Raw genomic sequence first — 19,679 nt, 5'->3', positions numbered from 1 at the left:
GAGGATGGATCATATGACTGAAGACTTTTACTGTGATGAGGTTTTTAGCGGCAAAACGAAAGTGAATAAGGTACTAGAGACAGATAACGTATTGGCATACTATCATACAAAGCCTTATCTCCTCATTGATCACCCTGGAAGAGCACGACCATGGCTTGCTTCTTGAATTAATGGGAGTCATTCAAAAGGTCGCTTCCATGGTGACGGAAGAAAAAGGCGCATGCCGTGTGATCACCAACTTAGGAGCTTACCAGGACTCTAAACATCTACATTGGCATATTGTGTTTGGTAAACCGCTTAAGTAAGCAGCTTTTATCAGCACAGCGGTTTCCGCATACGTATATTGGTCATGGCATATCCCATCTTCTGATAAAGATAGACGGCTGTCTCGTTGTGCGCAAACACATGAAGAGCAAGTCTTTCCGCACCAAGCTCTCTTGCTCTTTCATCCAGCGTTTGAAGCGCCAATTGAGCCAGCCCTTTTCCGCGAAAGGCTTCATACAATCCAAAGGAATAGATAAACGCTTCCTTTTGCGGATGAAACGGATCAGCATACAGCCAGAGCCACCCCATCCTTTCTCCTTGTTCATTTGTGATGTTCCAAAAATAATGATTGCTGCTGTTTCGTCCCTCCGGAATCATGTTTTCATATGCCTGCTCCGATTTTTCGAACGCCTCCTTTTCTGTCCAAGTTCCCGATTTTATGTTTTGTTTCGCATAATTTTGCACGGACATCCCGCGAAATGCTTCGAACTCTTCTACAGTCATCTCTTCCAAGGTTAACGTCATCCTGTTTCCTCCTTATGAAAAAAGTCCAGCCAATGCCGGACAATCACTGCGTACAAATAAAAAATAAGCTGGTTTAAGCCTCTGACTCTCTATCATTCGATAAGAGAAATAGATTTCCTGCAAACCAAAATAAAAGACTGTGGAAATATAAGAGAAAAGCTTACGTGAACTCTCTAATAATGATCATGATCGAAATAATCAAACAGATCGCTGCGGGTATCGTCATGAGAAGCGATTGATGCGCTCGAACAATGTGCGCATGAACCGCTCCCGCCATGAGAACGACAAACAGGACGCCTGCTCCAAATGCTGCATACCGATTCCAAATTCCCGCTGTCATAGCAAGTGCCCCGGCTATTTCAAGAATACCAGTAACAGTCAGAAACCATAATGGATATTGATAATGCCGCCAATGCTCAACTTGAAAGGGAACGCGGAACACCTTTATGATGCCTCCCGCGAGCATAAAAGCTGCCAAACTGACTTTCATAATCATAGATATCACCTTACGTCACTCCCTTTTGGGAGCATCCCGTATATTAAAAGATTTACAACCTCTGCGGCGAGGCTTGCCGGATCTTTTATTCCGGTTAACAAAAAGGAATCCGTTAAATGTTCGATCATGCCGATCAAACACTCAGCGACCGTTTCCATGTCCAGCTCGGAGTGAAAATAGCCAAGCCGCTGTTCTGCTTCTAGGTTTTCTTTCAAAGCCATCGCCAAGTCTTTTTTCATTTGTTTCGCCTCTGGGTTGAGAAAAAAGCCGATCTTGGTTACATCCTTGTCCTCAGCCAGACATTGAAAAACAGTTTCCACAGCAGACAGCACCCGTTTTGACACATCCTCCGTGTGTAATCCGTTTTCTAGGAGGAGTGACTCTGTCAGCTTTCTGACACGAGAGTGAAAATCGTTGATTAACTCCTCAAAGATCGCTTCTTTGCTTTGAAAGTACAGATAAAAGGAAGGCTGCGTCAGTCCCGCTCTTTTCACAATTTCACTTACTTTCGTTTCATGAAATCCCCAAATCGCAAATTCATTAGCAGCAGCGTTAAGTAATCGTTTCCGGCTTTCTTCCCCTTTACGTCCTTTTTTGCTTTTCAACTAGGATCATCCTCCACAAAAAGATACTCAAAAGTAATGTTATTTGTGAGTATTATTTCATGCCATTGGATTTTATGTCAATAAATTTCATTTTTATCCAGACTTGGCCGCCCGTTTTATCCTCATATCATTAATACAGGCCGCCTCATTCTCTTCTGCTTATTGAATCCCCAATACAAGGAACAATTGGATGCAGCGGCGCATACTGTACTGTACAGAATGATGGAAGGGTGTGATGGGATGCCGACTACAGTAATCAATCTATATTATTTGAAGATCAACAGCATTTCAGGCAATGGTTCAATTACAATAGGCGAAGCCGCGCATAACAGCCATACCGCCAATAATAAATCTCAAGGGATCAACTCTTCTTTCGGTGATACATCACCTACAGAATCCGTAATGGAAAACTTCTTAAATGATCCTGATGTTAATGACCAGACATCTATCGGCAGCTCTGCTACATCCAATGTTAATACACCTCCGATTGTACCGCCGCCAATCTTAGATTAAAGGGGTATCGTTTATGCCATATCAAATTAATATCGCGAATATTAAGGTTAATGGAGTTACGCAAAACGGGAATGTGGATATCGGTCCAACTTTGCATAACAGTCATACAGCGAACAGCAAGTATTTTGGAGCAAACTTTTCTTTAGGGGATTTTTCGCCTTCTTCTTCGCTTTTAAACACTGGAAATCTTGATACTGACGTCAGTGACCAAGACAAAATCGGAAATTTTTCTGCACCAATTGCAAATCAAATATAAGGAGAACGTCATATGGATATCGAAAAAATACGAAAATGGCTTGAGATTACGAATGAATATAAGCAAAGTGATTTTTGGACAAATGTGCTCAAGCATAAAGCCCCAGAACAATTTTTTGATTCCGATACTTATACGTTCGTTTATGACTTTTATCAAGATGAAGAGAATAATTTTATCATTGTGGAAATGCCCGGTGTGTATGAAGAGGAATTAACGATCCGCTTAATATCTAAAACCCAGCTGCTGATCAAAGGAACGATCACGCCTGTTTTTCCCGCCGAAATGGAGGTGCTGCGTGAACGGTATTACGGCGAAATTGAGCGCACGATTCATCTTCCTGAAGCCACCGAATCCCATTTATTGCAGCTTCAGCTGTTAAACGGGCTTCTTCACATTTCGTACCCAAGACAAGTCGAAACCATCGCGTTTGATAAAGGGCTTTAATAAGATACATTTATACCATCTAATCAACAATCAGTCATGGTTGAGAGACTGTGAATATGATCCTCAAATGAACCCGCCCGGTATTCTTATACGAATGAATGACCACCCTTTCGGATTTCAAAGAAATCTAAATTAAACTGGTCAAGTGGTAGTATGAACTTTACTTGGGAAGATTTTGTTCTCATTATATCTGATGTCATCTTGCTGAGAATGTCGGGATTTCTATCGGAACGATTATCGTTCAGCCCATCATCGAACACAACCTCATCAAAACACTGATCGCAGCTGCAATCTTTACGATTGCTCTCTTTATGTAATGGCTTCAAGTGAAGGCTAACTGGAAAAGCGAGAATCGTTATTGATAATAGACATGTACATACAGAAAACTTAAAAAAATGAGGCTTACAGCTGATCAGCTTGAAATGCAACTGAGACTTCAGAGAGTACCTACCGGATGTCAAAAAAGCGACATTAGAAGCAAACGGCCAGTTAGGGTTAGAATAGATAAAATCAATGAGAATGTAAAACCAAGTCCTCATAAGCCGCATTAAAAGACGCCTGTTTTGGACGTCTTTTCGATTTTTTCACGTTATTTTTTACCGTTTCGTTTAACCAATCGATCCTCACGCTGAGTAAACTAATAAGCAGTTCATACAGAGAGAGGAGAAATATAATGGACAAACATCCAAATATTCATTCGATTTCTGGAAACAGCGTCTCGAATACTGGCGGCGCATTTTCTATCAGTCCGCTAACGATGTCTAAATCAGAATCCGGTGTTGGTGGATCGAATAAGGGAATTGTTTTTCAATATAACCTTTTTAGTCAAACAAGCTCCACCAATAGTCAATATTCGAGTCAACAAGTGATAAACTCACTTCAAGAGCTTATCCAAAAGCTTTTAGCCAATTCTTAAACATTTTGATGAAAGTGCCTCTCCAGCTTTTGTATCTCACCTTTTGTCAGGAAATCACTCAGGTGTTTTTCGTTTATTTCTTTACTTTTGAAACAGTCATTCCGTCGCCGATTGGGATCAGCAGGGATTCCAGCTGAGGATGCTGAGCCACTGTTTTATTGAATGTCCTCATGACTTCTGTATGGCGCCGGGGTGCAGCCTTTTTGATCTGCCACACTGCCACCTGCAAGCACATTATCTGCAACAATGACAGCACCTGGCTTTGCAAGCTCAATGCAATGTGTCAAGTACTGTTCATAATTCCCTTTGTCAGCATCGATAAAGAAAAAATCAAATCGCTTATCACTTTTGACCAATTGTTCAAGGCTTTGCAACGCAGCACCTGTCATATATGTGACTTGACCGCCAAAGGCGGCTTTTGTTAGATTGCTGTGCGCTAACTCGGCATATTCCTTCTTTAATTCAAGAGAGGTTAAGGTTCCTTCTTTCCCGAATCCTCTGGCAAGGCAAATTCCGCTATCCCCCCCCCGAGTGCCCCAATCTCCAGAACATGTTTGGCGCCTGAAATGGACACAAGCATGGTGTGCAGCTTTCCAGCAGAAGGAGATACAGATATAGAAGGCATACCATTTTCTTTGATGGACGAAACCACTTCTTCCAAAAGATCATCTTCATTAGAAAACACGAATCAATATAACTGTTCATTTGTTTCATTCGGTTCCTTTCCTTTCTCTCCATTTTCTGAAGATGCCTCTGTATCTTCACCTTTTCCGGATACATCCTTTGCTTCACTTTCATGTATTTCAAATAACTGGATAAATTCGTTGATCACCATATCAATGGCTTTTAATTCGCCGACAAGCATTTGCTGGATAGATTGGAATTCCGGCTGTTCTAACTGCTGCTTAATAGTCGCGCGCTTCAAATGCATCATCTCTAAAAAGGCAATGGCCCTGCCGCGGCGAAAAGTTTTTGGTCCATGATGCTGTGAACCGCCTCTGCCCCTGTGACGATCCCCACGATGATGCCCTTCTTTCTTAACATCTTTGCTCTTCATTCATAAAGCCCCTTTCCTACACTATGGATGCTAATTGTATACAAAGTGTCGAATGGTCATTTGAATATTACTGTTTCTAAAAAATCAAAAAGGATGCTACACCTTGTAACACCCTTTTTTTGCTTCACTTATTGGTTTGTTTAGAAATGATTTTGCTGGATTTGATGTGATGTTTCTATGCAAGCCCAAGATATTCCACAGGATGGCTGCTGAAAATATGATGAAGTGAGGAATACTGATATGCTGATGGATCAATCACTTATATCCCATGATTGATCCTCATTCTATAATGCAGAACATATTGATTCATTTGCTCCAGCCCAATTTCAGAAAGCTCCTTTTCATTTGGAAAGCGTAAAGCTTTATTCATCTTCATATAACCGATAAACCCTTTTCAGCCTTTCTTCGAGCTGTTCAAAATGAACAAAACGGGCTTCTCTCAGAAACTCAGTCCCATCGATGAACAAAAGAAGCACAGGGACGGTGAAGACTGAAAATCTGCCGGCGACCTCTTCTACATCGTCAGCATTGATATGCCCCAATGTGATATTTGGAAACTGATCCAAGACTATTCTGAGCTGCGGCAGAACAGCGTGACATACTGTACAGCCGGGCCTTGATATATAGATAAAACTGAATTGATGCTGTTTAATAAAATTCTCTATAGCATCTAATGAATGTAATTCTGTCATCTCTTTCATCCATTTACTCCTTCAAATTGGTCTGTCTTTCATGACCAAGCTCATCGATACGTATCATTCACTATACACATTTATATTTATTATATCCGCTTTTTTGCTTTGCAGGGTACCTGCAAGTTTGCCCGAAAATCGCAAAACAAAAGAACAGTTACCGCATGCCGGTAACTGTTCTTAGATACTTTCGTATTAAAAATGCAAAGCGTAAGCCCCTGAACCGATGAGTGCAACCCCGATGGAGACTGCAATCAGCACCACGTTATATTCAAAACCGCCGGCGCCATTCGCAAATCCTTTCGCTCCATGGACTTTTACGATAGCACCTAACATAATGATCGTGATGATAGCAGCTCCAAGCGGGAGGAACACACCTAAAATAAATAGAATTCCGCTTACTAATTCCCCAAGACCTGATAAAGCGGCCGCGACGTTACCTGGTTTAACCCCAATTGACTCGAACCATTGTCCGGTTCCTTTAATCCCGTATCCGCCAAACCAGCCGAATAATTTTTGTGATCCATAAAACAGAAACACCACACCAATCATAATACGAATAAGCAATAGTCCTGCATCTTCCATTTTTATCTCTCCTTATTTTTCATGTAACATGATATGCTGAAAGGCACCAGTCTGATTCTTTGCCGCCAGTACCGTCCAGCAATCATCTGTTGAATATATGCCTTTTATTTTCATCATGCGTCAGCATTCATTAAAATCCATCCAACTCTCTCACTTCAAACGGCAGCAGCCCTTGTTCAATTTGTGTTCGATGCGGTTCATACTGCACAGGCAGCATCAATTTCCCACCCATTGTTTCTGGTGATTCATCATGTGCAAAGCCCGGCGGATCAGTTGCGATTTCAAACAGAATTTCCCCATGTTCTCTGAAGTAAATCGCATTAAAATAGTTTCTATCCCGAACAGGAGTCACACCGTATCCGTGAGAAGCAATATATCTTTGCCAATCTAATTGATCTTCGTCATCGCTAGCACGCCAAGCGATGTGATGCACCGTGCCGACTCCCATTTGCCCGCGGCCAATAGGCGTTAATTTAAGGTCAATCACATTTCCGATATCACCGGCAGAACGATAACGAACGAAGTCTCCTTCCATGCCGACTCGTTCCAGCCCCATGATGTTTTCTAATAGCTCAGCGGTTTTATCAGGCTGCGCTGATAACAGGGTTGCACCGCCAAAGCCTTTAATGGCAACATCAGGTGTTACATCTCCGAACGTCCACGTATTGGCTTCTCCTTCTTCTCTTTCCACGATTTCTACATGCAGGCCGTGCGGATCATCAAATTCTACATATTGTTCTCCAAAACGCTCGATTTTGGTGTATGGAACGTTGAACTTTTCAAGTCTCTTTTCCCAAAAAGCCAAAGCTCCCTTCGGCACCACATAAGAAGTCACGCCAACTTGCCCATCTCCAATGATGCCTCGGCGGGCTCCCGCCCACGGAAAGAAGGTGATGATTGTTCCCGGCTTCCCGCCTTCATTTCCAAAATAAAGATGATACGTGCCTGGATCATCAAAATTGACCGTTTGCTTGACCAATCGAAGCCCCAGGACTCCTGCGTAGAAATCTGCGTTTTCTTGAGGGTGACCGACAATTGCTGTAATATGATGGATTCCCATCGTTTTTTTAGCCATTTTTATCCGCTCCTTTAAACGTTCATTTAGATATACTCGACAAACTCATTTACAGGCTTCCGATAGCCGCGCGGCCTTCTGCTCTCTGTTTTTTCTTTCCCAATTGTAATCATCATGACAACCTCAAATTGATCATCTATATTCAAAATCTGTTTCACGGCTTCCGCATCAAAGCCGATCATAGGGCAGGTATCCCAGCCTTTTTCCTTAGCGCTCAGCATAAACATCATCGCTGAAAGTGAAGCATTCCTTATCGCCTCATCTCTCTTAAATTGTTCTCCCCTGTTTTCATAAAACGAAACGGTGTCTTGAACCATGTAATCATACTCTTGCTTATTTAATATCCCTAACACCTTTAATCCTTCATAGATGTCAGCCGCTTGCTGATATGCCTGCTTATCCCCTAATACCAAAAGAACCGCAGATGAGCTAAACACTTTATATTGTCCGTTTGCGGCCTGTTTCAGCTTTTCTTTTACATCCGGGTCTAGAACCGTCACATATTTTGTATGCTGCAAATTAAAAGCCGATGGAGCCAATGCAACCAATTCAAACATCTCATTAAGTTCATCTTTCGTGATTGGATGATCTGGAAGGAAGTTGCTTGCAGATCTTCTTTCTTTGACTAGCTGTGAAAATTCAGTCATTTACGATACACCCCTTTTATCTCGAATTCGAGATATTACTTTATAAAAAATCACCTTGCAGAAATTCAAAAGAACTTACAATGATTGAGATTCTCTACATTATTCAGCAACACGCAGGTTTACGCTTGATCGTTGGCAATTTATCTTGAATTAAAATATCTTGAATATGAGATAATAATAAAACACGGATATTCTAATGTCAACAGGTTTTTAAAAATGAAGTGGAAATTTTTCACTGAAGCAGAATTTTAGTTGACCATCACCGCTTGTTACATAAGAACCTATTTGTTTGCTGTGTGATCTTTTAGCCCGGCTCCAACTTTTTTTCTTTCACCTTATTTATTAGTAAACAGGAAACAACGTTGCTATAGACCCACTCGAAATGGAATTGGTATGATAAGCAAAGTGATTACACAAGAAAGGATACGGAGAGCGAATAAAAAGCACTCCTATTTTTTTGTGCAGTTTTATAGGAGGAAAAAATGGCAAGTGAAAGAGAACAAATAAGCAAAAAGGTTGCTTTGATTGCATTGATAGCCAATCTGATCTTAATGGCAGGAAAGGTCTTTTTTGGGCTGATAGGCGATAGTGAAGCTGTTTTTGCAGACGGAATCCATTCCGCAGCGGATGTCGTTGCTTCGATTGCTGTCCTGGCAGTGATCGGCATTTCCAATAAACCGCCTGATCAAGACCATCCTTTTGGGCATGGAAAAGCTGAAGTCATTAGTGAGGCGATTGTAGGAATTATCTTAGTGGTCGTATCCGTTTATATCCTAATAGAAGCGATTCTGTCCTTTGTTGAAGGGCCAAGCGTTCCACAATACAGCGCATTGTTTGCAGCTCTGATTTCGTACGTGGCTAAGGAGATCCTATATCGTTATTCCATAAAGCAGGGGGAAAAATGGAACAGCAAAGCGATTATAGCGATTGCATACGATCATAAAGGCGATATCGTTGCCTCTCTTGCCGCTTTTATCGGCGTCCTATTGGCGATTGTCGGAAACACCCGCGGATGGTCCTATCTGTTGTACGCCGATGCAATTGCCAGTGCAATCGTGGCTTACCTTATTTTTAAGATTTCAATGGAATTAATCAGGCCGTCTGTTGATGTTCTTATGGAGAAAAGTGTTGCTCCCGAGCTGATAGAGGAATATAAAGCTGTTATTTTTCAATGTGATCAAGTAAAGCGAATCGATAGAATCCGCGCGAGAGAACATGGCCACTATAAATTGCTTGATGTCCGTCTATCTTTGGATCATGATTTGACGATTAAACAGGGACACGATATTGCCCGCGAAATCCGAAATGAAATCAAAAGACAGTTTCCAGATGTTGAAGAAGTGCTCATCCATGTGAATCCTTATTTTGAAGAATGAAAAAGCTCCTTTTTAAAAGGAGCTTTTTCTTTATGCCGTTTGTTCAAAAATGTTTTTTATCCTCGATAATGTCAATTTGTTCGGACATTATCGCGCCTTACTATATAATGTGAATGTATAAATCATATGAACAGAAAGGTTGTTAAAATGAAGGAATTTTTTTCGATTGGAGAAGTTTCAAAGCTATTCAATGTGAAAGTCTCTGCGCTTAGGTACTATGATGAAATTGGTCTTTTGAAACCGGAATATAAAGACGAGCATACGAACTATAGATTTTATTCTACCCAACAGTTCGAGCGGTTGGATACCATCAAGTATTTGAGAGCTTTAGGCCTGCCAATCAATAAACTTCTTGATTTTTATAATTCTCAAAATACAAACACTCTGATTCATTTACTGAAAAGCCAGCAAACTGAAATTGATCGCAAAAAAAGAGAATTGGAACGCATAGAAAAAAAGATCTCCCGCCGCATCATGCAAATAGAAGATGCCGTCCACACGCCGTTACATCACATTACAAAAATCAAACTTCCCGCATTACGTGTGGCTTATTTACAGCATGAGTATATTCTCGGCCATGATATCGAACATTCATTAGCCAAATTGAGAACTCATCTGAATGTGAACGAGGATATATTTATAGGCAAGATCGGTTTATCTATTTCAGCAGCAAATGTAATAGCAAATCAGTTCGACAAATATTCCAGCATATTCATGATTCTTGAAGATGAAAATGAAGAAACTTCATCCGAAATCATTTTTCCTCCAAGAGACTATCTGCAAATCAGGTTTAAAGGGTCACATCCAGAAGCCGAACCATATTACAAACAGTTACTGGCATATATGAACGAACATCATTATGAGATAGCGGGAGACTCAATCGAAATCACACTCATTGATTATGGGATTACAAATAATCTAGACAATTATGTGACTGAAATCCTGCTGCCCATCAAATAAATTTCATGAATATGTTTTTAATCTCCCTTGACTCTCTACTAACTTGAGGGTTTATTTTTTATGCAGGAATCATTATTGGAGGAGAAAGCTTATGTTTGGGACCATTTTTAACACAGTGATGATCATTGCAGGAAGTATAATTGGCGGGTTATTCAAAAAAGGCATTAAAGATGAATACCAGGATATCCTGATGCAGGCAATGGGATTCGCTGCAGTCGCGCTGGGGATCAACGCGATTACACAGCATTTGCCTGATAGTAAATACCCCATTCTTTTTATCGTGAGTTTGGCCCTTGGAGGTTTGCTTGGCCAAAGCATCAATCTGGAATTACGATTCAACAAGCTGGTGAATAAATTCTCTAAAAGCAATTTAGCGGAGGGTTTATCAACTGCGATCTTATTATTTTGTATAGGTTCTCTGTCAATATTGGGCCCTGTTGAAGCGGCTCTAAATAAAAATTATACGTATCTCCTGACAAACGGGATGTTAGATGGCATTACCTCCATTGTGCTTGCTTCGACTTTTGGTTTTGGAATCGCAGCGGCTGCCATTGTATTATTTGTCTGGCAGGGCTCCATCTATTTATTTGCTAAAGTAATGGAGAGCGCAATCAATACAGACCTTATCAACGAAATCACAATTGTAGGAGGCATACTCATCCTCAGCTCAGGGTTAAGCATTCTGGGAATTAAGAAGTTTAAAACGCTGAATCTGCTCCCGTCCCTGTTGATCCCGCCTATTGTCATTTACGTGATTCATGTATTTGGATTGCGTTTTTAGTGTCGAGCTTCAAACACAGGCTTCAAGGAAGGGGGTGTTCCAGATAGTAAAGCGGAATTCACTAATGCCGCCATGTTTTATCAGTGAAACAGATGGTGAGTGGTTCATAAGGAAGTGAATTGTATCCGTATGGATATTTTCCAATAATAAAGTCTCTCTAATCGGGCTCTATTTTTCTACATGAACCAACCCTAATGACTAGGCGGCAGTTTTCGGACAGCAGCTCAGCTCACTTCACAACACACGCACAAAAAAAATACCAAGGTATTCACAACCCTTGGTATCATGTGAAAATGACATTCCCTGCCACTACCTTAGTCCCCGTTCTACATTCGTAATAGCAAGGATACCTTGTTATGCATCAGACAATATGAAGCTCAGCCTTTGGAAATCAGAAACCGAATACCACGCAAGAATTAAATCATTCTATATTGTCCTCTATAAGGTTTTTTCACCTCTGGGTGCATTTTCATTAAAGTATTCATAAATGATGTCATATTAGAGATGTGCACACCGGTTTCCTTTTCAATCTTTCTTTTCAGCTCAATACTGCTCATTGGCTTATCCTGCTGCTTTAATATGTGTAATGCTGCTTCACGAGAGGCTTTTGATTCAGCTCTGCCCTGTCTTCTTTTTTTCTGTTGGATTGGTTTTGATGTTACACGATATGTCTTTACATCATTTGCTGTTTGTTCGAGCGCGACTTGAGATGGGAGCTTCTTTTCTTTACTAGACCGTTCTAATGCTCTTAAGCTTGAAAAGATCTTCTCCCGTTCTAACTGGAACTCACGAAGTATCGATATTTCATGTTTATCTATTTCTGCTAATCTCATACACAAAGCTTCTCTTTGATCAGCCATCTTCTTCCCCCCAATTAAGCAGGCGGACAAGAGCTTTATTCCACCTGCAGATCTGAGTAATTGTTCAACTCTTTAGTACCCTGACCAGGGAAATCAAAATATTTATGAAGATGAGTAGCGCTATTAATCCTTTATTCGTTTTATAAATGCGCTTATCATGATCTTTTTGTTCGAAACATACTCAGTATATAGCCGCCTATTCCCCCTATAATAGCTGGAATGAGCCATCCCAGCCCTATGCTGTACATAGGAAGAATCTGAGTGAAAATGCGATTTACGACTTCAATTTTTATCCCAGCTTCATTCAAACCGTCAAATAGGCTAATGATAAACGTGAACAGTAAACTGCCCTGATACACTTCAGCCTTCCCTTTAAATACAGAATGCAAAAACGTTAAAAAGATTAAGGAAATCGCGATTGGATACATCGTCATTAAGACAGGCATGGACACCTTAATGAGCTGAGTTAACCCTATATTTGAGACAAGCGTACTAAACACTGCTAACATTACAGCTATTTTTTTATACGAAATGTTCGGAAATAATTCATGAAAAAAGGAAGAGCACGCTGTGATCAGTCCGACACTTGTTGTCAGACATGCTACTGTAATCATTAAGCCCAATATGATGGAACCATAGGATCCAAAATAATAGGATGAAACCTTAGCCAAAACCTCGGCTCCATTTTCTAAAAGCCCCAGCTTTTCAACGCTGGAGGCTCCCATATATGAAAGGGCCGTATAGATAAGGGCTAGGAGTGTCGCAGCAATCGCAGTTGCTTTTGCACAAATGATCACCAGCTGTTTTTTGGTGGCAGCACCTTGTTCTTTAATTGCATTCACGATGATGATTCCAAAAACAAACGCTACAAGGGCATCCAGAGTCAGGTACCCTTCCTGAAAGCCTTTAAAAAACACATGTGATGTATACCCTTTTGATGGTGCTTGAATTGTTCCGATTGGATGGACAACAGCTACCACTACAAGCAATCCGATAAATGTCAATTTAATTGGCGTTAAAAATTTTCCGACTACATCAATAATTTTTGTAGGGTTGAGTGATAACAGACATGCAACTGTGAAAAATAATATTGTAAATATGATCAATGAAACAGGGCCTGCATCATCTGATAAAAAAGGTTTTACTCCAATTTCAAACGATACGTTCCCGGATCTCGGGATTGCGAAAAAAGGCCCGATTGCCAGATAGAGAATCGTCGTAAACACAATTCCAAACACTGGATGCACACGGCTGGCTAACGATTGTAGATTATGTTTACCTGAAAAAACAAATGCTGTCATTGCCAGCAATGGCAAGCCAACTCCTGTCACTAAGAAGCCAGCATTGGCGATCCATACATTTGTTCCAGCCATTTGACCAAGCATAGGCGGGAAAATGAGATTTCCTGCTCCAAAAAACAATGCAAATAGCATTAATCCTATAATGATGATATAGGAAGAAGAAACTTTCTTTGACATGATAAATCCTCCGATTACCGTAAATACTTTTTTAAATGACCAGCAAACATTGCAGCTGCTATTTGCATTGGCACGGCGTTGATTCTAAAATAATAAGCTTGTGTCAGTCTTACATATTTTTATCAAGTTCAAATAACATAATAATCCTTTCGATTAGACATTGCATCCATGGCTGTTATCTCACTTTGGCCATGTAAGATGTCGATTCAATAGAATCCAGGGCGATTGCTGCGTTTGATCTCTGTCGCATGGGCGATGTTCTGATCAACTGGTTTAGCCGGTTAAAAAACTGGATTGTCGCCGAGACAGGATTTTTTTCATGTGCATGAACCATATGAATTAGACTCCCAAGCTTTAATTCTGCAAAACCGCCTCGCAAAAAATGAGCGGCTACAAACTCCATTGATCCCGTAAAAATGATGAAACTCATGATGCTCGGATAGATTGCATGAATTCCTAAGTAATGCATAAAGATTCCATAAGCAATCCCCAAAAATAAAAATCCTGCCTAAATCGGAATCGTATATCGGAAGGCCGAACGAAATACAGCCCATTTTTGATCTCCTTTTTGATTCACACCTTTGAGCAACATATTTAATGTACCATACAAAATCCATACAAAAAACAAGATCATTGTAAGGATGACAATGATTCTTTGTATATTAAAATAGAGAACCATATATGAGTGTTATGCTTTCTTCAACAGAATCATTAGATAGTTAAGAATAACATTATCTAGGCTAGTTTGGACCGGTAAGTGTAATTAGTTATTAAAATGAATGCTGTAACCCAAAAACATATCAAACCGTTTGGTATGTTTGTTTGTAATCCCTATGAATGGCTATAAATGATTATTTTCCAAAACCAGCAAATTCACTGGTGCCTTATCGCTTAGCATCCTCTATTTCAGCTCAGGCAATAATGTTTCCAGCTCAATTAATCATGTATGACAAAGTCAGCTTGGGCCTCTTCCTTTGCAAAATCAAAATGGCATCCGATTGCCAGCAAACCATTATCTTTAGCCGCATTTATATGTCAGATAGACGGTCTCCGACAACTGCTGCATGTTGAATGACGTATTTTTGCAGAATAGTATTAACGAAATCACTTTTATTAAGAATATGTATTTGTTGAATACTAAATGTTTCATTTACCCACCTGTCCATTGATAAAAACTCGCAATTGCTTTTTGATACTCTATTAAGCCATTACTCGCTATAAAAATTGAATAATTGTTGTTTTTAAAATATCTGAACATCTTTTTAACTGCCGGCTTCATCTTCTAAATACTACCACATTGAAAGGCTATAAAATCGCCTACAGCATGATCAGGGAATAAATGTTAAGCAAAAAAAGCAGATCATAAAAGATCTGCTTTTTCTATTACATGATTTGTTTCTTTTGTTCATGATCTATTTCTGGCTGTATTTCCTTCGTGAGTTGATGCCCTTCTATGTCCACATTCGGAATAATCTTGTCTAGCCATTTTGGCAAATACCAGGCTGCATTCCCCATCAGCTTCATGACACTTGGAATCAGTGTCATTCGTACAATAAATGCATCAAAGAGCACACCAAAGGAAAGAGCCAATCCGTTGGCTTTAATAGAAGCTTCACCAGCAAAGATAAATCCAGCAAAAACGAATATCATGATCAGGCCGGCTGCGGTGACAACAGGACCGCTGTGTTTTAATCCAGCTTGAATCGCTTGTACTGGATTCTTTGTTTTCACATATTCTTCACGCATTCTGCTTACAAGGAATACTTGATAATCCATGGCTAATCCAAACAGTATCCCAATAGATAAAATCGGCAAGAACGCGAGTATCGGCCCTTTTTCAGGTATTTTGAAAAAGTCGATGAGATTCCCGTCTTGTAAAACAAATACACAGATTCCAAGAGTGGCTGTCATCGTCAATATGAAACCCGCAACAGCAACAAGAGGCACAAGCAACGAACGGAATACGATTGTCAGCAATACAAACGCAAAACCAACAATGAGTACAGCAAACACCGGTATCGCATCATTAAGGCGATCTGAAATATCAATATTCACTGCAGTCGATCCAGTAACGAGCAAATCTACCCTATTTTTATCTGATAAGCTGCGTACATCCTTTACCAAATCCTTCGTTGCTGCATCATTTGGACCTGTTGTAGGAACTACCGTAATGATGGCAAAGTTCCCTTCTTTATTAGGCATTGCAGGCGTGACACTCGCTACATGGTCTAGTTCCTTTATTTCTTTCACTGCATCTGCGAAGGCTTCCGCCTTATTTTCTGTTACACTTGTGGCATCCGCTACGATTGTTAATTGACCATTAAATCCTTCTCCAAAACCGTCGGCAAGCAAGTCATAAGCCCGACGATCTGGATTATCCTTCGCTTTCATCCCTGCATCAGGCAAGCCCAGCTCCAAATGCATAGATGGGATACTAATAACAAGCAAAATGAGAATGCTGCATACACTTAGCATGATAGGATTTTTTGTGACAAAGCGTCCCCAGACATTTGTTTCAGCGCTTTGTTTTTCTTTTTTCTTGTTTGATTTCGGAACCATCCGTTTCCCCGCTATCGACAAGACGGCAGGCACAAGCGTGATTGAAGCGAGGACAGCTAACAATACACTAAGCCCTGCTGTCAGCCCCATTGCAGACATAAAAGGAATGTCAACGACAGTCAATCCGCAAAGTGCGACGATAACAGTAAGTCCGGCAAAAACAACTGCACTCGCAGCTGTTCCTGTAGCTCTCGCGATTGATTCATTTTTTTGTATACCTTCGCCTAAAAACTGGCGGTGCTTCGTAAAAATAAATAAAGCATAATCAATCCCAACAGCAAGGCCAATCATTCCGGCTAATGAAAGACTAACGGAAGCAATATCAAATACTTGTGTCCCAATCAAAACAAGTCCAATACTTACACCTAATCCAATCAGTGCAGTTAAAATCGGCAAACCTGCTATTAATAAGGAGCCGAATGTAATGGCTAAAACGACAAAGGCCAAAATAATGCCGACAATTTCAGACACTCCACCTATCTCCATCTCGGCTCCTGGTACATCTCCGCTTAGCTCAGTTTGTAATCCCTCGTCATCAGCCAATTTCAAACTGTCTTTTAAGTGTTTGATAGAGTAATCTTTTATATCATCTGCTGAAGATTTATACTTGATATCAGCATAGGCAACGGTGCCATCTTTCGCGATTGTTCCTGTAACAAAAGGACTTGCAATCGAGTCAACAGAATCATCTTTATTGATTTCCTTGAACGTATTTTCGATTGCTTTTTTGGCTGACTCTGCAGTAAGTTTCTCTCCATCTTCAGCTCCGAAAATCACCCGTATGCTCCCTTTATCAGGACCGTGAGGAAATTCTTTTTGAATGATATCCATCGCTTTTTCCGAAGGTGTGTCAGGTATGGACATATCCTCAGAAAAACTTGGTTTTAACGTGATTGCAAGGCCTACCGAAGCAACTAACACAACGATCCACGCACATATTACTTTTATGCGATTGCGAGCAACCCATCCTCCTAATTTATATAACATTCTAGACATGATAATCTCCTTTCAGCACATTGCTTGATAACATTCTTTGCTTTCTCATTGTAGTTGACATTGAAATAAAAAAAACGTACATTCGGGCATGTACGTTTGGGCAAATTTCAAATATATGATGTTATTCGTCTAATGTCAGAATGCCTCTTTGCATGGCAATCGTCACTGCCTCAGTTCTTGAATTCGCGCCTAATTTATTGTAAATGGACGTTAATCTAGACTTTACAGTTCTCTCAGAGACACCCAAATCAAAGGCAATCGCTTTGCTTTTAAGACCTTTAGCAATGGCTTTTAGAACAATGACTTCCTTTTCTGTCAGCTGCGTATCACTGCTCTGCTTCTTCATCCGCTCCAATTGGACTTCTTGCAGACGTTTTAAGATATCAGGCTGCAATAGCACGTTTCCTCTTATTGCTGCATCCATTGTATGAAAGAGGGTTTCTGAACTCGTATCCTTCAATAGATATCCTTTCGCCCCTAATTCAATTCCTTCGATCATTAAGTGATCTTCATTATACGTAGTCAAAATAATGATGGGGATGTCGTGTTTTTCTTTTATTTGTTTAATGGCTTCTAACCCGCTCATCTCAGGCATATACAAATCCATGAGAATGATATCCGGTTTTAATTCATCTGCAAGGCGGACTGCTGCTTTGCCATTTTCCGCCTCTCCTATGATGGTGTAGTGATCATTCGTTTCAATTAAAAGCTTCAGACCTTCCCTCACGACAAGATGGTCATCAACGACTAAAACCTTATTCATCCTGCATCTCTCCCTGAATTGGTACGTTAATCTCGATGTGTGTTCCTATAGATTTTGTACTCTTTATATTGAATTGGCCATTCATTGCTCTGACGCGTTCTTGTATACCAAGAAGCCCATAATGTCCTCTCTTTTTCTTTCCCTTCTCAACATTAAATCCTTTGCCATTGTCCTTGACAGTTAGATGCAGTCTCCCTTTTTCATCATCCCAAATGGATACCCAGATCGTTTCTGCTTCGGCATGCTTTGCTGCATTCGTTATGCATTCTCCAATGATGTAATAGCAGTTTTCAGCTGTACGAACGTCTAACACCTGATGTAACCTGTAGTCTACAAAACAAGCCGTGCCTGTTGACTCCTGAAAATGATCCATTAAAGAGGTAATTCTTTCTTTTAAAAAACCGATTTCTTCTGATTTGCTGCGCAGATCGTCAATCGCTGAACGTGCATCAGCTAATGTGCTTTTCACTCTATTCATAGATTGTTGAACGATTTCTTTTGCTCTCTCTGTGTTGTCTTTGGCGAGATGAACATGAATCGCATCCAGCTGCATGTTTAAACTAACCAGCCCTTGAGCAAGCGTATCATGTAAGTCCCGGGCCATACGCTGTCTCTCGTTTTGCAGTGTCAGCTGTTCTACCTGCTGATGGGCAAGCTCCAGCCTTTCAAGAGTCAGCTGCGCTTTTATCTTTTCATCGACTTGGGCAAATAATGTAGCGGCATAAGTAATAATCACGCTCATAATAGGTACGGCAATGACAAGAAAATGCAAATATTCACCTTTGTGAATCTGATGTGGTACATTGATTGACAGCAGAAGCAATAAATAAAGGATGAGGAACGTCTTTCTTCTGTCTGCCATTCCTGCAATCTGTCCAATCAAAAATGCATAAAGGCCAATGATGATCAGCACTAAGAAGCCAGTCATGACATTAGCCAGTGTAAAAGTGATCAAACCTTGCAGCACAAAATATAGAATGACCCTTTTTTTAACCCAGCGATATGAATGCCAATGCAGCAAAGCAAAAATGGCGGTCAATACTGTAAACACATGAAGCAATAAAATGGACCAGCTCCCAATAATAAATTGCAGCACGATAGAGGCTATATAGATCATGAGAATAAAAGCCAGTCCTGGAACTCTGAGTGCAAGCATATTTAATGCCCGCCTATCATGTGAGTGGTATTTTTCTTTGAAAGGATTCCTTCTAAACAAACCTCATCCACTTCCTTTAACTGTTTACCGAACCGATCCTAATGACAGCGGCACACCATTTATTTGAACGTGCAACTCATACTTTTATCCACTCATTTTATAGGAAGAGCAGGAACACAACAATACCAAGATACAGTGAATAACTAGAGTTCCTGACATGTGACCATTGCCCAAACGTACATAAGCGTTCTGCCTTTATGTACGTTTTATCTTTCCAAATTTACAGTTAAAATAATGAGGAACTCACTATTCATTGAAGGAATGATCATCATTGAAATCGATTGATCTCACAATTTTATCATTAAAAAGAAAAGGAATCCGAACTGAGAAAGTGTTAAAAAATCAGTGCCCTGATCGATTAAGCAATGTGAACCAAAAAACAGACAAGCATAGAAACAAAAATGCTCAATCAAAGAACACGTGTAAAGAAAAAGAGGAATGAATATGTATTGGTTTTTAGGCGCTTTATTATATTTTCTCATCGGTACTTGTATATTCATTGGAGTCATTAGAGACAGTCACTCAGGCTCATGGATACTCCTTGCATTAGCAGCTCCACTCATCATTGTGGGCTATCCTTACTTTTATTCAAAGCAGCTTCTTGCCAAAAGATAA

22 protein-coding genes and 4 pseudogenes are annotated in these 19,679 nt (G+C 40.3%); 10 read left to right on the top strand and 16 right to left on the bottom strand.

Going from position 1 to position 19,679, the window contains the following annotated elements:
* Positions 1–13 precede the first annotated feature (13 nt).
* Positions 14–305: pseudogene (locus tag GYO_RS25465) on the top strand (HIT family protein).
* A 10-nt stretch (positions 306–315) separates the two neighbouring features.
* On the opposite strand, the gene GYO_RS25460 reads toward GYO_RS25465, so the two are convergent.
* The 3 genes from GYO_RS25460 to GYO_RS25450 form a co-directional block, all read right to left on the bottom strand.
* Positions 316–789: a GNAT family N-acetyltransferase gene (locus GYO_RS25460; protein WP_014112830.1), complete on the bottom strand. Its 474-nt coding sequence runs from the start codon at positions 787–789 to the stop codon at positions 316–318.
* 160 nt (positions 790–949) lie between these two features.
* Positions 950–1,294, bottom strand: a complete 345-nt coding sequence (locus GYO_RS25455; protein WP_041520869.1) for a DoxX family protein — start codon at positions 1,292–1,294, stop codon at positions 950–952.
* The gene (locus tag GYO_RS25450) at positions 1,291–1,890 is read right to left on the bottom strand and encodes a TetR/AcrR family transcriptional regulator (protein ID WP_014112828.1); all 600 of its coding nucleotides are present in this window, start codon (positions 1,888–1,890) and stop codon (positions 1,291–1,293) included. Before GYO_RS25450 ends, GYO_RS25455 begins: the two co-directional genes overlap by 4 nt.
* 240 nt (positions 1,891–2,130) lie before the next feature.
* On the opposite strand from GYO_RS25450, the gene GYO_RS25445 reads away from it, so the two are divergent.
* The 4 genes from GYO_RS25445 (at position 2,131) to GYO_RS25425 (ending at position 4,019) form a co-directional block, all read left to right on the top strand.
* Complete coding sequence (locus tag GYO_RS25445; RefSeq protein ID WP_041520868.1) at positions 2,131–2,403, top strand: spore germination protein; 273 nt, start codon at positions 2,131–2,133, stop codon at positions 2,401–2,403.
* A gap of 13 nt (positions 2,404–2,416) precedes the next feature.
* Positions 2,417–2,659 (top strand): spore germination protein, encoded by a 243-nt coding sequence (locus tag GYO_RS25440; protein ID WP_014112826.1) that lies wholly within the window; start codon positions 2,417–2,419, stop codon positions 2,657–2,659.
* A gap of 12 nt (positions 2,660–2,671) precedes the next feature.
* Entirely contained in the window at positions 2,672–3,103 is a 432-nt protein-coding gene (gene cotP, locus GYO_RS25435; RefSeq protein ID WP_014112825.1) for a spore coat protein CotP, read from the top strand.
* A gap of 673 nt (positions 3,104–3,776) precedes the next feature.
* Entirely contained in the window at positions 3,777–4,019 is a 243-nt protein-coding gene (locus tag GYO_RS25425) for a spore germination protein (protein WP_041520866.1), read from the top strand.
* A gap of 73 nt (positions 4,020–4,092) precedes the next feature.
* On the opposite strand, the pseudogene GYO_RS25420 reads toward GYO_RS25425, so the two are convergent.
* From GYO_RS25420 to GYO_RS25390, 6 genes and pseudogenes are all read right to left on the bottom strand, one after another.
* Positions 4,093–4,733: pseudogene (locus GYO_RS25420) on the bottom strand (O-methyltransferase).
* Entirely contained in the window at positions 4,708–5,076 is a 369-nt protein-coding gene (locus tag GYO_RS25415; protein WP_014112822.1) for a hypothetical protein, read from the bottom strand. Before GYO_RS25415 ends, GYO_RS25420 begins: the two are co-directional and overlap by 26 nt.
* 362 nt (positions 5,077–5,438) lie before the next feature.
* The gene (locus GYO_RS25405) at positions 5,439–5,777 is read right to left on the bottom strand and encodes a thioredoxin family protein (RefSeq protein ID WP_014112819.1); all 339 of its coding nucleotides are present in this window, start codon (positions 5,775–5,777) and stop codon (positions 5,439–5,441) included.
* 186 nt (positions 5,778–5,963) lie between these two features.
* Positions 5,964–6,353: a DoxX family protein gene (locus tag GYO_RS25400; protein WP_010333166.1), complete on the bottom strand. Its 390-nt coding sequence runs from the start codon at positions 6,351–6,353 to the stop codon at positions 5,964–5,966.
* A 130-nt stretch (positions 6,354–6,483) separates the two neighbouring features.
* Positions 6,484–7,428 (bottom strand): ring-cleaving dioxygenase, encoded by a 945-nt coding sequence (locus GYO_RS25395; protein WP_014112818.1) that lies wholly within the window; start codon positions 7,426–7,428, stop codon positions 6,484–6,486.
* A 26-nt stretch (positions 7,429–7,454) separates the two neighbouring features.
* The gene (locus GYO_RS25390) at positions 7,455–8,075 is read right to left on the bottom strand and encodes a nitroreductase family protein (RefSeq protein WP_014112817.1); all 621 of its coding nucleotides are present in this window, start codon (positions 8,073–8,075) and stop codon (positions 7,455–7,457) included.
* Positions 8,076–8,557: 482 nt separating this feature from the next.
* On the opposite strand from GYO_RS25390, the gene mneP reads away from it, so the two are divergent.
* The 3 genes from mneP to GYO_RS25375 all read left to right on the top strand — a co-directional run bounded on the left by mneP (position 8,558) and on the right by GYO_RS25375 (position 11,192).
* On the top strand, positions 8,558–9,451 hold the full coding sequence (gene mneP / locus GYO_RS25385; RefSeq protein ID WP_014112816.1) for a manganese transporter MneP: 894 nt from the start codon (positions 8,558–8,560) through the stop codon (positions 9,449–9,451).
* 147 nt (positions 9,452–9,598) lie between these two features.
* Positions 9,599–10,411 carry a MerR family transcriptional regulator gene (locus GYO_RS25380; RefSeq protein WP_014112815.1) on the top strand — a complete coding sequence of 271 codons (813 nt, stop codon included), beginning with the start codon at positions 9,599–9,601 and terminating at the stop codon, positions 10,409–10,411.
* A 91-nt stretch (positions 10,412–10,502) separates the two neighbouring features.
* Entirely contained in the window at positions 10,503–11,192 is a 690-nt protein-coding gene (locus GYO_RS25375) for a DUF554 domain-containing protein (protein ID WP_014112814.1), read from the top strand.
* A gap of 416 nt (positions 11,193–11,608) precedes the next feature.
* Here GYO_RS25375 and GYO_RS25370 read toward each other — a convergent pair whose 3' ends face one another.
* From GYO_RS25370 to ydfH, 7 genes and pseudogenes are all read right to left on the bottom strand, one after another.
* Entirely contained in the window at positions 11,609–12,052 is a 444-nt protein-coding gene (locus GYO_RS25370; RefSeq protein WP_014112813.1) for a Rok-like winged helix domain-containing protein, read from the bottom strand.
* A 155-nt stretch (positions 12,053–12,207) separates the two neighbouring features.
* Positions 12,208–13,530 carry a branched-chain amino acid transport system II carrier protein gene (gene brnQ / locus GYO_RS25365; RefSeq protein ID WP_014112812.1) on the bottom strand — a complete coding sequence of 441 codons (1,323 nt, stop codon included), beginning with the start codon at positions 13,528–13,530 and terminating at the stop codon, positions 12,208–12,210.
* A 322-nt stretch (positions 13,531–13,852) separates the two neighbouring features.
* A pseudogene (locus tag GYO_RS43605) lies at positions 13,853–14,122 on the bottom strand (AzlC family ABC transporter permease); the annotation flags it as partial.
* Positions 14,123–14,431: 309 nt separating this feature from the next.
* Positions 14,432–14,803: pseudogene (locus GYO_RS44060) on the bottom strand (nucleosidase); the annotation flags it as partial.
* 110 nt (positions 14,804–14,913) lie between these two features.
* Positions 14,914–17,085 carry an MMPL family transporter gene (locus tag GYO_RS25355; protein ID WP_014112808.1) on the bottom strand — a complete coding sequence of 724 codons (2,172 nt, stop codon included), beginning with the start codon at positions 17,083–17,085 and terminating at the stop codon, positions 14,914–14,916.
* A 121-nt stretch (positions 17,086–17,206) separates the two neighbouring features.
* Entirely contained in the window at positions 17,207–17,848 is a 642-nt protein-coding gene (ydfI, locus tag GYO_RS25350; RefSeq protein WP_014112807.1) for a two-component system response regulator YdfI, read from the bottom strand.
* The gene (gene ydfH / locus GYO_RS25345; RefSeq protein ID WP_087941762.1) at positions 17,841–19,064 is read right to left on the bottom strand and encodes a two-component system sensor histidine kinase YdfH; all 1,224 of its coding nucleotides are present in this window, start codon (positions 19,062–19,064) and stop codon (positions 17,841–17,843) included. Before ydfH ends, ydfI begins: the two co-directional genes overlap by 8 nt.
* A gap of 271 nt (positions 19,065–19,335) precedes the next feature.
* On the opposite strand from ydfH, the gene GYO_RS25340 reads away from it, so the two are divergent.
* Positions 19,336–19,506, top strand: a complete 171-nt coding sequence (locus GYO_RS25340; RefSeq protein ID WP_014112805.1) for a hypothetical protein — start codon at positions 19,336–19,338, stop codon at positions 19,504–19,506.
* Positions 19,503–19,679 carry a hypothetical protein gene (locus tag GYO_RS43240; protein WP_072183088.1) on the top strand — a complete coding sequence of 59 codons (177 nt, stop codon included), beginning with the start codon at positions 19,503–19,505 and terminating at the stop codon, positions 19,677–19,679. Before GYO_RS25340 ends, GYO_RS43240 begins: the two co-directional genes overlap by 4 nt.

It is taken from the genome of Bacillus spizizenii TU-B-10, from assembly GCF_000227465.1.
Classification (GTDB): domain Bacteria; phylum Bacillota; class Bacilli; order Bacillales; family Bacillaceae; genus Bacillus; species Bacillus spizizenii.
This window is presented reverse-complemented; position numbering and strand designations above follow the sequence as displayed.